This window comes from Pseudomonas kribbensis, assembly GCF_003352185.1.
Classification (GTDB): domain Bacteria; phylum Pseudomonadota; class Gammaproteobacteria; order Pseudomonadales; family Pseudomonadaceae; genus Aquipseudomonas; species Aquipseudomonas kribbensis.
Window position 1 is genome coordinate 2,230,342 of sequence record NZ_CP029608.1, and the last position, 15,329, is coordinate 2,245,670.

11 protein-coding genes are annotated in these 15,329 nt (G+C 61.5%); 9 read left to right on the forward strand and 2 right to left on the reverse strand.

The genetic code is table 11. The features are described from left to right. Window positions 1–35 precede the first annotated feature (35 nt). On the forward strand, window positions 36–995 hold the full coding sequence (locus DLD99_RS10270) for a tRNA dihydrouridine synthase (protein ID WP_085711993.1): 960 nt from the start codon (window positions 36–38) through the stop codon (window positions 993–995). Between the two features lie 120 nt (window positions 996–1,115). Further along, on the forward strand, window positions 1,116–1,559 hold the full coding sequence (locus DLD99_RS10275) for an Hsp20 family protein (protein ID WP_114882100.1): 444 nt from the start codon (window positions 1,116–1,118) through the stop codon (window positions 1,557–1,559). 51 nt (window positions 1,560–1,610) lie between these two features. On the opposite strand, the gene DLD99_RS10280 is transcribed toward DLD99_RS10275, so the two are convergent. Next, a complete protein-coding gene (locus DLD99_RS10280; RefSeq protein WP_114882101.1) occupies window positions 1,611–4,889 on the reverse strand; it encodes a PAS domain S-box protein in 3,279 nt (1,092 codons plus the stop codon). A gap of 68 nt (window positions 4,890–4,957) precedes the next feature. Continuing rightward, window positions 4,958–5,848, reverse strand: coding sequence for a LysR family transcriptional regulator (locus tag DLD99_RS10285; RefSeq protein ID WP_114882102.1), 891 nt, complete (start codon window positions 5,846–5,848; stop codon window positions 4,958–4,960). Between the two features lie 140 nt (window positions 5,849–5,988). Between DLD99_RS10285 and leuC the strand changes: the two genes are divergently transcribed. From leuC to DLD99_RS10320, 7 genes are all read left to right on the forward strand, one after another. After that, on the forward strand, window positions 5,989–7,407 hold the full coding sequence (gene leuC / locus DLD99_RS10290; protein ID WP_114882103.1) for a 3-isopropylmalate dehydratase large subunit: 1,419 nt from the start codon (window positions 5,989–5,991) through the stop codon (window positions 7,405–7,407). A 12-nt stretch (window positions 7,408–7,419) separates the two neighbouring features. Beyond that, complete coding sequence (leuD, locus tag DLD99_RS10295) at window positions 7,420–8,064, forward strand: 3-isopropylmalate dehydratase small subunit (protein WP_007956446.1); 645 nt, start codon at window positions 7,420–7,422, stop codon at window positions 8,062–8,064. A gap of 36 nt (window positions 8,065–8,100) precedes the next feature. Continuing rightward, a complete protein-coding gene (locus DLD99_RS10300; protein WP_114882104.1) occupies window positions 8,101–8,868 on the forward strand; it encodes a class I SAM-dependent methyltransferase in 768 nt (255 codons plus the stop codon). A 69-nt stretch (window positions 8,869–8,937) separates the two neighbouring features. Beyond that, on the forward strand, window positions 8,938–10,020 hold the full coding sequence (leuB, locus tag DLD99_RS10305) for a 3-isopropylmalate dehydrogenase (RefSeq protein ID WP_114882105.1): 1,083 nt from the start codon (window positions 8,938–8,940) through the stop codon (window positions 10,018–10,020). 66 nt (window positions 10,021–10,086) lie between these two features. After that, entirely contained in the window at window positions 10,087–11,199 is a 1,113-nt protein-coding gene (gene asd / locus DLD99_RS10310; RefSeq protein WP_011333354.1) for an aspartate-semialdehyde dehydrogenase, read from the forward strand. A 112-nt stretch (window positions 11,200–11,311) separates the two neighbouring features. After that, a complete protein-coding gene (locus tag DLD99_RS10315; protein ID WP_114882106.1) occupies window positions 11,312–12,322 on the forward strand; it encodes an aspartate-semialdehyde dehydrogenase in 1,011 nt (336 codons plus the stop codon). A gap of 209 nt (window positions 12,323–12,531) precedes the next feature. Continuing rightward, window positions 12,532–15,189 carry a motility hub landmark protein FimV gene (locus tag DLD99_RS10320; RefSeq protein ID WP_114882107.1) on the forward strand — a complete coding sequence of 886 codons (2,658 nt, stop codon included), beginning with the start codon at window positions 12,532–12,534 and terminating at the stop codon, window positions 15,187–15,189. Window positions 15,190–15,329 lie beyond the last annotated feature (140 nt).

Consider the following 15,329-nt stretch of genomic DNA (forward strand, 5'->3'; position numbering starts at 1 on the left):
ACTGCCGCACGTTTTTCCTTGAGTGTGTGTTTCCCATGCAAATTGCTCTGGCGCCGATGGAAGGGTTGGTCGACGACATCCTGCGCGATGTCCTGACCCGTGTCGGCGGTATCGACTGGTGCGTGACCGAGTTCATCCGGGTCAACGACCAGTTGCTGACCCCGGCCTATTTCCACAAGTTCGGTCCTGAACTGCTCAACGGTGCCCGCACCGCTTCCGGCGTGCCGCTGCGCGTGCAATTGCTGGGTTCCGACCCGGTGTGCCTGGCGGAAAACGCTGCGCTTGCATGCGAATTGGGTTCCGAAGTGATCGATCTGAACTTCGGCTGCCCGGCCAAGACCGTCAACAAGTCCCGTGGCGGCGCGGTGCTGCTCAAGGAGCCGGAGCTGCTCAACCAGATCGTCGAACACGTGCGACGTGCAGTGCCGGCGCACATTCCGGTCACCGCCAAGATGCGCCTGGGTTTCGACAGCCCGGACGGCTCGCTGGTGTGCGCCACGGCGCTGGCCGAGGGTGGCGCCGAGCATATCGTGGTTCACGCCCGGACCAAGATGGATGGCTACAAGCCGCCGGCCCATTGGGAGTGGATTCCGCGTGTGCAGGATGTGGTCAAGGTGCCGGTGTTCGCCAACGGCGACATCTGGAGTGTTGAAGACTGGCGTCGTTGCCGGGAAATCAGCGGCGTCGAGGACATCATGCTCGGTCGTGGTCTGGTTTCGCGTCCCGATCTGGCCAAGCAGATCGCTGCCGCCCGTGCCGGTGAGGAAGTCGTCGAGATGACCTGGGCCGAGCTGATGCCACTGATCCAGGACTTCTGGCTGCAAGCCAAGGCGCAGATGACTGCGCGCCAATCACCGGGCCGTTTGAAGCAATGGCTGGCGATGCTGACCCGCAATTATCCCGAAGCCACCGAGCTGTTTACCGTGCTTCGCCGCGAAACCGAGCCGGATCAGGTCTCGCGTTTGCTGGGCTTGCCGGTCGCCGAAGCCGCCTGAAAAAATCTTCGAATAATCTCTTGAAAACAAAATGCAGGTCCTTATCTAAGGGTTACGCGATGCCGAATTCGGGTCGCGGAGACAAAAAACCTTGCTGATTGTTTTCAGGAGATTTGAACCATGAGTACTGCATTTTCCCTCGCTCCACTGTTCCGTTCCTCGGTAGGTTTCGACCGTTTCAACGACCTGTTCGAAACCGCCCTGCGCAACGAGCCAGGCAGCAGCTACCCTCCTTACAACGTCGAAAAACACGGTGACGATCAATATCGCATCGTCGTGGCGGCGGCCGGTTTCCAGGAAGAAGACCTGGAACTGCAAGTCGAGAAGGGCGTGCTGACCATCAGTGGCGGCAAGCGTGACGCGAACGAAGGCGTCACTTTCCTGCACCAGGGCATCGCCCAGCGTGCATTCAAGCTGTCCTTCCGTCTGGCCGATCACATCGAGATCAAGGCCGCCGGCCTGAGCAACGGCCTGCTGAGCATCGATCTGTTGCGTGTGATCCCGGAAGAAGCGAAAGCCAAGCGCATCCCGATCAACGGGGCGCAGAAGCCGGCTCTGCAATAAGCCAGGCCGACTGACAAGAAGGGCGCCGAAAGGCGCCCTTTTTTGTACCCGTCATTCAAGCAAGCCTTTCAACACCTCCAGCGCCACCGGCCGACTGTGCAGATACCCCTGATACAAATGGCAGCCCAGCCCTTGCAGAAACGCCAGCTGCTCGGGGGTTTCCACACCTTCGGCGATCACCTCCAGTTCCAGGCTGCGGGCCATGGCGACGATGGCGCGGATGATCTCGGCGTCGTTGGGGTCGCTGGTGGCGTCGCGGATGAAGGACTGATCGATCTTCAGGGTGTCCACCGGCAGGCGCTTGAGGTAAGTCAGCGATGAATAACCGGTGCCGAAATCGTCCATGGCGAAGCTCACGCCGAGCTTTTTCAGGCGACGCATCTTGCTGATGGTGTCTTCCAGGTTCTGGATCACGATGCCTTCGGTGATTTCCAGTTTCAGCAGCGAGCAGGGCAGGCCATGGCTGGTCATGCTGTGTTCGATGCGTTCGACGAAATCGTTCTGGCGGAATTGCCGGGGACTGATGTTCACGCACAGGCTGAACGCCAGCGGATCGATCAGGCCGTCGGCGATCAGTTGCTTGAAGGCATCGCAGGCTTCATCGAGGATCCAGGTGCCGACCTCGAGGATCAGCCCGCTGTCTTCCAGGACCTTGATGAACTCGGTGGGCGATTGCGCGCCGAGTTCCGGGTGATTCCAGCGCACCAGCGCTTCGGCGCCGATGATGCGGTTGTCCCGGGCGTCCACTTGCGGCTGGAAATGTACGTTGAATTCGCCACGGGACAGCGCCAGTCGCAAGTCGGTCTCCATGCGCAGTCGTTCGCTGGCCGCTTTCTGCATGGTGTTGTGATACATCTGCGTGGTGTTGCGTCCGGAGTCCTTGGCCCGGTACAGCGCGATGTCTGCACGTTTGAGCAGGTCGGTCGGGGTCGAGCCGTGATCGGGAATCAGCGCCACGCCGATGCTCGGCGTCACTTGCAGGCGCTGGCCGTCGAGGAACATCGGCTCCGACAGTAGTTCGCGAATGGTGTCGGCCAACTCCCGCACCTGAACGCTGACCTCGTTGCGCGTGCCTTCCAGGCCGCTGAGCAACACCACGAATTCATCGCCACCGAGCCGCGCCACGGTGTCTTCCATGCGCACACTGGCTTCGAGACGTGCGGTGATGATCTTCAGCACAGTGTCGCCAACCGGATGGCCGAGCGAGTCGTTGATGTGTTTGAAGTGATCGAGATCGAGAAACAGCAGCGCGCCGCGCAAGTTGTGGCGCTTGAGCAGGGCGATCTGCTGGCTCAGACGATCCATCAGCAGTGCGCGGTTGGGCAGGTTGGTCAGCGGGTCGTGATAGGCCAGATGACGGATCTGCGCTTCGGCATTCTTCAGCAGGCTGACGTCCCGTGCGGTCATCAGCAGGCAGGCGATTTCGTTGAGGGTGATCGGCTCGACCGAGACTTCCACAGTCAGCAATTCCCCGCGCTTGTTGCGCCCGAGCATTTCCTGATGGTGTACGCGGCCCTTGATCTGTAGCTCGGCGAGCAACCCCGAGCGCTGTTTTTCCTCGGCCCAGATACCGACCTGGTACACGGTTTTGCCCACCACTTCATCGGCACGGTAACCGGTCAGGCGACAGAAACCGTCGTTGACCTCCAGATAGCGTCCGGTGTCGCGTTCGGTGATGGTGATCGCGTCGGGGCTGGAGTGAAACGCCTTGGCGAACTTCTCTTCACTGGCCTTGAGCGCCGCTTCCGAGCGCTGTTGCTGGGTGATGTCGCGCAGCGTGGTGACGATGCAGGGCTGGTTGCCGACGCTGATCTGGCGACTGGAAATCACACAGGTCAGCGATTGGCCGTCCTTGTGCTGGACGATGATCGCGACATTGCTCAGGCCCTGTTCGCGGATCACCCGCTCGATGCGTTGCAGGCTTTTCGCCGACGCATCCCACAGGCCGATTTCTTCGGCGGTATGGCCGATCACGTCGGTGGCGCTCCAGCCGAAAGTCTGGGTGAAGCTGGAGTTGATCTCGATGAACTCCCCGGTTTCCTGGCGGGTGACGCAGATCGGGTCGGGGCTGACCTGGAACAGGGTGGCGAATTTTTCTTCCGAGGCCACCAGCCGTTGTTCGCGTTCGACCTGATCGGTGATATCGAGCAGGGTACCGGCCATGCGCAGCGGCGCGCCGTTTTCGTCGCGATAGAGGCGGGCGCGGCTTTCCAGGTAGCGCGAGCTGCCGTCTGGCAGTTGCACGCGATACGTCAATTGATAGTTGCCCGCTGGTCCTTCGCGCAGGCTGCGGTAGGCGTCACGCATGCTGTCGCGCTCTTCGCCGGGCACGCCTTCGAAGAATTCGTCGAACGATTCGTGGAACGGAATCGGCTCCAGCCCGTGCAATTGCGCGGCCCGGGCCGAGCCGTAAAGCATGCCGCTGGGAATGTGCCAGTCCCAGGTGCCGAGCTGCGCCGAATCCAGTGCCAGATCGAGGCGTTCCTGGCTGTCCTTGAGCGCATGTTCGGCGGCTTTGCGTTCAGTGGTGTCGAGAAAGGTGCTCAGCAGGTATGGCTGGCCTTCCAGCTCGACCTTTTGTGCGCTGAGAATCCCGTCGTGAACCTGACCATTGCTGGCGCGGAACTGCACCTCCATGCTGATCAGTTCGCCCTTGGCTTTGGTTTTCTTGACCAGTTCCGCTCGCTGCTCGGGATGCACCCACAGGCCCAGTTCCAGGGTGGTGCGCCCGATGGCGCTCTGCACCGGCCAGCCGAACAGGCTTTCGAAATACTGGTTGGCCTCGCTGATCAGGCCGTCTTCCTGGCGGGTCAGCAGCACCATGTTCGGGCACAGATGAAACAGTGTGGCGAAACGTTTCTCCGAGCTGCTGAGGGCTTGTTCCCGTTGCCGCTGGTGGGTGATTTCACGGATCACCCCGATCATTCGGGGGCGACCATGCTTGTCCGGCAGCAGGCTGCCATTGATCTCCAGCCAGTGCAGGCTGCCGTCGGGCCAGCGAATGCGGTGGTGCATCGCCTGTTCCAGGGGCGCGCCGGCTATCACCGCGTGGAAGGCGCGAATGGTTTTCGCCCGGTCTTCCGGCGGCAACAGGTCGAGGTATTCCAGGTCTTCGGGCAGCGGCTGCCGTGGATCGAAGCCGAAAAGGGCCTGGGTGCCCCGCGACCAACTGATCTGCCCACGCTCGATATCCCAATACCAGGCGCCGAGGCGGGCGCCGTTGAGCGCCGCGAGCAATTGCGGCGCGCTCTCCCAGCTCTGTTCGGAACGCCGTGGATCAATGGCCTGAATACGCGGCATCGGCGGAATACGGTCAACAGATTTCGGCATTGTTAAGGGGCCTTGAGCTGATTTGGGCGTTAGGCACAGGGACGGCAGCTCTATAGGAGTAGCACAAGTCAGCCGAGAGTCCCTGGCAGATCGATTTGCGCGTCCAGCAGGGCCATAAACGCCCGTGCAGCATTCGACAGCGTCCGTTCGGTGTGCAGGATATAGCCTAGCTGGCGACTGAGCTGTATGCCCGGCAAAGGTATGCTCGCCACCTGTTCATCGAGCATGGTGCGCGGCAAAACGCTCCAGGCCAGGCCGATCGACACCATCATCTTGATGGTTTCCAGATAGTTAGTGCTCATGGCGATGTTCGGCGTCAGGCCCTGAGCCTCGAACAGGCGTTGGACAATATGGTGGGTAAAGGTGTTGCCGCCGGGGAAAACCGCCGGATGGCCGGCAATGTCCGCCAATGTGACAGCGCCGTTGCTGATCAATGTGTGTTCCGGGGCGACCACGAAATCCAGCGGGTCGTCCCAGACCGGCGTGGCTTTGACCAGCGTATGCGGCTCCGGCGCCAGGGTGATGACCGCCAGTTCAGCCCGACCATGGAGAATTTCCTCGTAGGCCACTTCCGAATCGAGGAACTGAATATCCAGCGCCACCTGTGGGTAGCGGCGGGTGTATTCCCTCAATAACGGCGGCAAACGGTGCAGACCGATGTGGTGACTGGTGGCCAGGGTCAGGCGCCCCGTGACTTCGCCGGTGAGGTTGGTCAGGGCGCGGCGGGTGTCATCGAGCACGTTGAGAATCTGATAGGCCCGTGGCAGCAAAGCCCGGCCGGCCTCGGTCAGGCCCACTTCACGGCCCAGCCGGTCGAACAGCCGCACATTCAATTGCTGCTCCAGCCCGGCGATACGTTTGCTGATCGCCGGTTGCGTCAGGTGCAGGCGTTCACCGGCGCCGGAGAAGCTCCCGGACTCGGCAATTGCGATAAAAGCATTGAGGTTGGCCAGATCCATGTTCGCATTCCAGTTGGTTATCCAAAGCATAAAAAATATGAATTTGAGTTATTCAATCTAACCCCATAGGATCGGCCTCACAAGCCAAAGGGTTATTGATAAGCCCAGGGCATAGAAACAAGCTGATGAGGAAACGTCTGATGGCCGGCAAAACGCTCTACGACAAGCTCTGGGATTCGCATTTGGTCAAGCAGCGCGACGATGGTTCGGCGCTGATCTATATCGATCGTCACATCATCCACGAAGTGACCTCGCCGCAAGCCTTCGATGGCCTGCGTCTGGCCGGGCGCAAGCCATGGCGCATCGATGCCAACATCGCGACCCCGGACCACAACGTACCGACCACCCCGGAGCGCAAGGGCGGCATCAGTGCCATTGCCGACCAGGTCTCGCGTTTGCAGGTTCAGACCCTCGACGACAACTGCGATGAATACGGCATCGTCGAATTCAAGATGAACGACGTGCGCCAGGGCATCGTCCACGTCATCAGCCCGGAGCAGGGCGCAACCTTGCCGGGCATGACCGTGGTCTGCGGCGACTCCCACACCTCGACCCACGGCGCTTTCGGCGCATTGGCCCACGGTATCGGTACTTCCGAGGTCGAGCACGTGCTCGCCACCCAGTGCCTGGTCGCCAAGAAAATGAAGAACATGCTGGTGCGCGTCGAAGGCCAGTTGCCGTTCGGCGTGACCGCCAAGGACATCGTCCTCGCCGTGATCGGCAAGATCGGCACCGCAGGTGGTAACGGCCATGCCATGGAGTTCGCCGGCAGCGCGATCCGTGATTTGTCCATCGAAGGCCGCATGACCATCTGCAATATGTCCATCGAAGCCGGCGCCCGTGTGGGCCTGGTGGCGGCGGACCAGAAGACTGTGGATTACGTCAAGGGTCGTCCGTTCGCACCGAAAGGCGCCGAGTGGGATCTGGCGGTCGAATCCTGGAAAGACCTGGTGTCCGACGCCGACGCGCATTTCGACACCGTGGTCGAACTCGATGCTGCGCAGATCAAGCCGCAAGTCAGTTGGGGCACTTCGCCGGAAATGGTATTGGCCGTTGATCAGAACGTGCCGGACCCGGCCAAGGAGATGGATCTGGTCAAGCGCGACTCGATCGTCCGCGCCTTGAAATACATGGGCCTGACCGCCAATCAGGCGATCACCGACATTCAGCTCGACCGCGTGTTCATCGGTTCCTGCACCAACTCGCGCATCGAAGACTTGCGCGCTGCGGCGGTGATCGCCAAGGGCCGCAAGGTCGCATCGACCATCAAGCAGGCCATCGTGGTGCCGGGCTCGGGTCTGGTGAAGGCGCAGGCCGAGGCCGAAGGTCTGGACAAGATCTTCCTCGAAGCCGGTTTCGAATGGCGCGAGCCAGGCTGCTCGATGTGCCTGGCGATGAACCCGGACCGTTTGGAGTCCGGCGAGCATTGCGCCTCGACGTCCAACCGTAACTTCGAAGGCCGTCAGGGCGTCGGTGGTCGTACCCACCTCGTCAGCCCGGCCATGGCCGCTGCGGCGGCGGTGAACGGTCGTTTCATCGACGTTCGTGAATTGATCTAAAAGGAGCGCAGCATGAAAGCTTTTACCCAGCACACTGGTCTTGTCGCGCCTCTGGATCGTGCCAACGTCGACACCGACCAGATCATCCCGAAGCAGTTTCTGAAGTCGATCAAACGCACCGGTTTCGGCCCGAACCTGTTCGATGAGTGGCGTTATCTGGATGTCGGCCAACCGTATCAGGACAACTCCAAGCGCCCGCTGAACAAGGAGTTCGTGCTCAACGCCGAGCGTTATCAAGGCGCCAGCGTGTTGCTGGCCCGCGAAAACTTCGGTTGCGGCTCCAGCCGTGAGCACGCGCCGTGGGCGCTGGAAGAATACGGTTTCCGCAGCATCATTGCGCCGAGCTATGCCGACATCTTCTTCAACAACAGCTTCAAGAACGGCTTGCTGCCGATCATCTTGAGCGATGCCGAAGTCGACGAACTGTTCAAACAGGTCGAGGCCGCGCCGGGCTATCAGTTGCAGATCGATCTGCACGAACAGACCGTGACCAGCCCGAACGGCAAGGTGTACCGCTTCGAGATCGACGCGTTCCGCAAACACTGCCTGCTCAACGGTCTGGACGACATCGGCCTGACCTTGCAGGACGGCGACGCGATTGCGGCGTTCGAAGCCAAACATCGTGCGAGCCAGCCGTGGTTGTTCCGCGACGCGTGAATTTGAAAGGTTGAAACCCCAAAAAAGGAAGTCCCCATGACCAGCACCGCCCAGCACAGTCAGGTTGTACAGAAGCAATTCGGTGAACAGGCCGCCGCCTACCTGAGCAGCGCCGTTCACGCTCAAGGCACTGAATTTGCGCTGCTGCGGGCTGAGCTGGCGGGGCAGGGCGAGGCTCGGTTGCTGGACCTGGGTTGCGGCGCCGGGCACGTGAGTTTTCACGTCGCCCCGCTGGTGAAGGAAGTGGTGGCCTACGACCTGTCGCAGCAAATGCTCGACGTGGTGGCCGCCGCTGCGGTTGATCGTGGTTTGAGCAACGTTTCCACGGTCAACGGTGCCGCCGAGCGCCTGCCGTTCGCCGATGGCGAGTTCGACTTCGTGTTCAGCCGTTACTCGGCGCACCATTGGAGCGATCTCGGCGTGGCCCTGCGTGAAGTGCGTCGGGTGCTGAAACCGGGTGGTGTGGCGGCGTTCATCGATGTGCTGTCGCCGGGCAGTCCGCTGTTCGACACCTATTTGCAGAGCGTCGAGGTGCTGCGCGACACCAGCCATGTGCGCGATTATTCTGCCGGTGAGTGGCTGCGCCAGGTCAGCGAGGCCGGTCTGCACACCCGCAGCACCACGCGTCAGCGCCTGCGTCTGGAGTACAACAGCTGGGTCGAGCGCATGCGCACGCCCGAGGTGATGCGCGCCGCGATTCGCCAGTTGCAGCAATCGATGGGCAACGAAGTGCGCGAATATTTTGAGATTGAGGCCGATGGTTCGTTCAGTACAGATGTACTGGTGCTCTGGGCCGAGAAATAAATTTAGAACCACAAGCATTTTTCCGGGCGCGCCAGTCGCTGGCGCACCGACTGAAGACACGAGGAAAGCATGAGCAAGCAGATTCTGATTCTCCCAGGCGACGGTATTGGTCCGGAAATCATGGCCGAAGCGGTCAAGGTGCTGGAGCTGGCCAACGACAAGTACAGCCTGGGCTTCGAGCTGAGCCATGACGTGATCGGTGGCGCCGCCATCGACAAGCATGGCGTGCCGCTGGCCGATGAAACCTTGGACCGTGCCCGTGCCGCCGACGCTGTGCTGCTGGGCGCCGTGGGTGGCCCGAAATGGGACACCATCGAGCGTGACATCCGCCCTGAGCGCGGCCTGCTGAAAATCCGTGCGCAACTGGGCCTGTTCGGCAACCTGCGTCCGGCGATCCTGTACCCGCAACTGGCCGACGCTTCGAGCCTGAAGCCGGAGATCGTTTCCGGCCTGGACATCCTGATCGTCCGTGAGCTGACCGGTGGCATCTATTTCGGCGCGCCGCGTGGTACGCGTACCCTGGAAAACGGCGAGCGCCAGTCCTACGACACGCTGCCGTACAGCGAAAGCGAAATCCGCCGCATTGCCCGTGTCGGTTTCGACATGGCCATGGTTCGTGGCAAGAAGCTGTGCTCGGTGGACAAGGCCAACGTGCTGGCGTCCAGCCAGTTGTGGCGTGAAGTGGTCGAGCAGGTGGCCAAGGATTACCCTGAGGTCGAACTGAGCCACATGTACGTCGACAACGCCGCCATGCAACTGGTGCGCGCGCCGAAGCAGTTCGACGTGATCGTCACCGACAACATGTTCGGCGACATCCTGTCCGACGAAGCGTCGATGCTCACCGGCTCCATCGGCATGCTGCCGTCGGCCTCGCTGGACGCCAACAACAAGGGCATGTACGAGCCTTGCCACGGTTCGGCACCGGACATCGCGGGCAAAGGCATCGCCAACCCGCTGGCGACCATTCTGTCGGTGTCGATGATGCTGCGTTACAGCTTCAATCTGCACGAAGCGGCGGATGCCATCGAGAAAGCGGTCAGCGTGGTGCTGGATCAAGGCCTGCGCACTGGCGACATCTTTTCGACCGGTTGCACTAAAGTCGGTACGCAGGAAATGGGTGACGCAGTAGTCGCCGCGCTGCGGAATCTGTAATCTCTCGGGCCCGCTGCGAAATTCAATACAAAGCAGCGGCCCACTTTTCAAGAAGGTGTAGTTGCGATGAAACGTGTAGGTCTGATCGGTTGGCGCGGTATGGTCGGTTCCGTGCTCATGCAGCGGATGCTGGAAGAGCAGGATTTCGATCTTATCGAGCCGGTGTTTTTCACCACTTCCAATGTCGGTGGCCAAGGCCCGTCCGTGGGCAAGGACATTGCTCCGCTCAAGGACGCTTACAGCATTGAAGAGCTGAAGACCCTCGACGTGATCCTGACCTGCCAGGGCGGCGACTACACCAGCGAAGTGTTCCCGAAGCTGCGCGAAGCCGGCTGGCAGGGTTACTGGATCGACGCGGCCTCGAGCCTGCGGATGAACGACGACGCCGTCATCATCCTCGACCCGGTCAACCGCAAGGTCATCGACCAGCAGCTTGATGCGGGCACCAAGAACTACATCGGCGGCAACTGCACCGTCAGCCTGATGCTGATGGGCCTGGGCGGTCTGTTCGAGGCCGGTCTGGTGGAGTGGATGAGCGCCATGACCTATCAGGCGGCCTCCGGTGCCGGCGCGCAGAACATGCGTGAACTGATCAAGCAAATGGGCGCGACCCACGCCGCTGTCGCCGATCAACTGGCCGATCCTGCCAGCGCGATCCTCGACATCGACCGTCGTGTGGCCGAAGCCATGCGCAGCGACGCCTACCCGACCGAAAACTTCGGCGTACCGCTGGCCGGCAGCCTGATCCCGTGGATCGACAAGGAACTGCCGAACGGCCAGAGCCGCGAAGAGTGGAAGGCCCAGGCCGAGACCAACAAGATCCTCGGCCGCTTCAAGAGCCCGATCCCGGTCGACGGTATCTGCGTGCGCATCGGCGCCATGCGTTGCCACAGCCAGGCGCTGACCATCAAGCTGAATAAAGACGTGCCGATTGCCGACATCGAAGGGCTGATCAGCCAGCACAACCCTTGGGTCAAGCTGGTGCCGAACAACCGTGAAATCAGCATGCAGGAGCTGAGCCCGACGAAAGTTACCGGCACCCTGAATGTACCGGTCGGTCGTCTGCGCAAGCTGAACATGGGTTCGCAGTTCGTTGGCGCGTTCACCGTCGGCGACCAGTTGCTGTGGGGCGCGGCCGAACCGCTGCGCCGCATGCTGCGGATCCTGCTGGAGCGTTGATCGCTTGAAGCAATGAACGAACCCGTGCCTTGCAAGAGGCGCGGGTTTTTTTTGCCTGTCTGGCAGCCACCCGGTAAAGTGCCGCTCCCCCCGTTCCACCAGAGGTCGCACCATGAGCCAGCCCATTGATATTGCCGTGATCGGCGCCACCGGTATTGTCGGCGAAACCCTTGTGCAGATTCTCGAGGAGCGCGACTTCCCGGTCGGCAACCTGCACCTGCTGGCCAGCAGCGAATCCGCCGGCAGCTCGGTGCTGTTTCGCAACAAGAACGTGCGCGTGCGCGAAGTCGACGAGTTCGATTTCAGCAAGGTCAAACTGGCGTTCTTTGCCGCCGGCCCGGCCATCACCCTGAGCTACGCGGCTCGTGCTCATGCGGCGGGTTGCTCGCTGGTGGATCTGTCCGGCGCCTTGCCGGCGGATCAGGCGCCGCAAGTGGTGCCGGAGGCCAATACCGATGTACTGGCCGGTTTGAAAGTTCCTTTCCAGGTCTGCAGCCCGAGCCCGTCGGCCACCACACTTGCCGTGGTGCTGGCGCCGTTGCTCGATCTGGTTGATCTGCAATATGTGCATGTCACCGCCAGTCTGGCCGTTTCCGCCCAGGGCCGTGAGGCCGTTGCCGAGCTGGCCCGGCAGACGACGGAGCTGCTGAACATGCGTCCGCTGGAGCCGACATTCTTCGATCGGCAGATGGCGTTCAACCTGTTGGCTCAGGTTGGTACGCCGGACGCTCACGGCCACACGCTGCTGGAAAAACGTCTGGTGCGCGAGCTGCGTCAGGTGCTGGCCAAACCTTCATTAAAGATTTCCGCAACTTGCGTTCAAGCCCCGGTGTTTTTTGGCGATAGCTTTAGCGTGACCTTGCAGTCAACGAACGCGGTCGACCTGGAACAGGTCAATGCCGCGCTTGAAGACGCCGAGGGGATCGAGCTGGTCGAGGCCGGCGATTATCCGACCGCGGTCGGTGACGCGGTGGGGCAGGACGTGGTCTATGTCGGGCGGGTGCGTAGCGGTGTCGACGAGCCGTCGGAACTTAATCTGTGGCTGACGTCAGATAACGTACGCAAAGGCGCGGCGCTCAACGCGGTGCAAGTGGCCGAGTTGTTGATAAAAGACCTGCTGTAAAAGATACTTGGCAACAATTTGTCGACTGATTCTAGCCGGGCGCTATGCTTGGCCAGATCACTTGATGACGTAATACCCTCCGGGACTTTCCGGGGCATCAAAGAAATGATCGCGCGCGGCATACTGTCGTCGTCGCGCGCAATGCCTTACGGCAGCGACAATCAACATCTTCTCGCTCGCCGAGGAACGTTCAAACAAAGGAAGAGGCTATGGTTCAAGTTCGCAAACTGGTGTTAGCAATAGCGGCCGCCTCGGCGCTGTCCTCCGGTATGGCGCATGCCCTCGGGCTCGGGGAGCTGACCCTGAAGTCGACCCTGAACCAGCCGCTGGTGGCGGAAATCGAGCTGCTCGATGTCAAGGATCTCACCGCTGCCGAAGTGGTGCCGAGCCTGGCCTCGCCCGAAGATTTCGCCAAGGCCGGCGTCGATCGCCAAGCCTTCCTCAATGATCTGACCTTCACCCCGGTGCTCAACGCCAGCGGCAAAAGCGTGCTGCGCGTAACCTCGAGCAAGCCGCTGTCGGAACCGATGGTGAAATTCCTCGTGCAGGTGATGTGGCCGAACGGTCGCCTGCTGCGTGATTACAGCGTGCTGCTGGATCCGTCGAAGTTCTCGCCGCAGACCGCTGATGCCGCTGCTCAGGCAGCGCCGGCACAAACCATCACCGCGCCGACCACGGGTGCAACGCATCCGAGCCACACCACCACGCCGCGCGACACTCTGTGGGAAATCGCAGCCAAGGCGCGCACTGGCGGTTCGATCCAGCAGACCATGCTGGCGATTCAGGCTCTGAACCCTGACGCATTCATCGACGGCAACATCAACCGCCTGAAAACCGGTCAGGTGTTGCGTCTGCCGGATCAGGTGCAAAGCACTGCGCTGCCGCAGTCGAAAGCGATTGCCGAAGTGGCCGCACAAAACGAGGCTTGGCGTCAGGGGCGTCGTTATGTAGCCAAGCCAGGCACCGGTCAGCAGCAACTGGATGCCACCAAGCGTGGCCGCGCCAATGCCGGCGCTGCACAGAATGCCAAGGACAACCTGAGTCTCGTTTCCGCCGAAAGCGGCAAGGCTAGCGGCAAGGGGCCGGCTGGCGATGCCAAGGCCCTGAGCAACAAGCTGGCAGTGACCCAGGAAAGCCTCGACACCACCCGTCGTGACAATGCAGAGCTGAAAAGCCGCATGGCTGATCTGCAAAGCCAGCTGGACAAACTGCAACGCCTGATCGAGCTGAAGAACAATCAACTGGCGAAAATGCAGGCTGAGGGCCCGGGCACTGCTCCGGCGCCGGCAGCTGACGCGGCTGCGCCAGCCGTTGCGCCGGTTCCGGCCATTACTGCGGAACTGGCAGCGACTCCACCGGCGACGCCGGCCGAGGCGGCACCTGCCGCACCTGCGCCCGAAGCCGCCGCTCCGGCACCGGTTGAGCCAGTGGTCGAGCCGAAGCCTGCTACCGACGAAGACAAGACCTTCAACGAACTGCTGACCAACCCGATCCTGCTCGGTCTGGTTGGTGGTGGTGCGGTGGTGTTCCTGCTTCTGCTGTTGCTGCTGGCCCGTCGCCGCAAGGCGCAACAGGAAGCCGAGAAACACCTGCGCATGGCTCGCGCCCTGGAAGAGCAGTCGTTCTCGCCAGAGCTCGATCTGCCGGAAGACAGCTTTGAAGGCCTGGAAGTGCCGGCGGCAAGCGTCAAGCTCACGCCTGCGCCGGCACCGGCTCCAACCCCGGCACCTGCCCCTGTGGTGGCGCCAGTAGTGATGGCCGAGCCGATCGCCGCGCCGCTAGTAGCCCCGGCAGCCGAGCGCTCCGATGACGTGCTGGACAAGGCACAGTCGCACATCGATGGCGGTCGCCTGAATCAGGCGGCAGCGTTGCTGGAGGAGGGCGTGAGCCTGGAGCCACAGCGCAGCGACCTGCGCCTGAAGCTGATGGAAGTCTACGGTCGCCAGGGTGATCGTGATGCCTTCGTCGGTCAGGAGCGCCAACTGGTTGCCAATGGCGACAACTTCGCCAAGGTCGAAGAGCTGAAAAAACGCTTCCCGGCCATGGCGGTCGTTGCGGCTGCCGGTCTGGCGGCAGCGGCCATTGCGGCCGAGCTGGACGAGGATTACGTCAAGGAACTGCTGCTTGATGAGCCAGAAGCGCCTGCCGCTAAGGCGGACGACGATCTGGACAGCGCTTTTGACCTGAGCCTGGATGATCTCGACAACATCAAACCGGTGGAACCTGTCGCTCCTGTGGCTGCTGTCGAACCTGAGGCGCCGGTCGAGCTGGACGAATTCCCGGCCGACGACGACCTGAGCTTCGAGTCGGTGCTGCAGCAGCAGACCGAAATCAAGGAAAACCTCGACGACCTGTCTGACTTCGATCTGGATCTGGATCTCGGCGCCGATCCTGCGCCTGTGCCGGTTGAACTGGCTGACGACGATTTCCTGCTGGATCTCGACGAGAGCGTGAAAGATCTGCCGCCGGTCGAGCCGCCAGTGGTGGCTGAAGCCCCTCTGGACGATCTGGAGCTGCCAGCCGATTTCGACCTGTCCCTGGCAGACGAGATGGATGCGACCCCGGCTGAACCGGATGCCTTCACCGCCGAATTGGACGACGTCAATGCCGAGCTGGATCGCCTGTCGAGCAGCATCAACGAGCCGAGCTTCACCGAAGCCGACGCAGCGTTGGGCGGTGATCTGAACGACGAGGACTTCGACTTCCTCGCCGGTACCGACGAAGCCGCCACCAAACTCGATCTGGCCCAGGCCTACATCGACATGGGCGACAACGACGGCGCGCGCGACATCCTCAACGAAGTGCTCAGCGAGGGTGATGACAAGCAGAAGAGCGAAGCGAAGGAAATGCTTTCGCACCTGGCCTGAGTCAGCGTTCGGCAGTAAACAAAACGGCAGCCCTTTGAGGCTGCCGTTTTTGTTTGGGGCTGGTGTCCCCGGTGCGCCGCCTTATAATGCCCGCCTTTGTAGATCAGCAGGCTGTACCGACTTGGCAAACATAGATAATC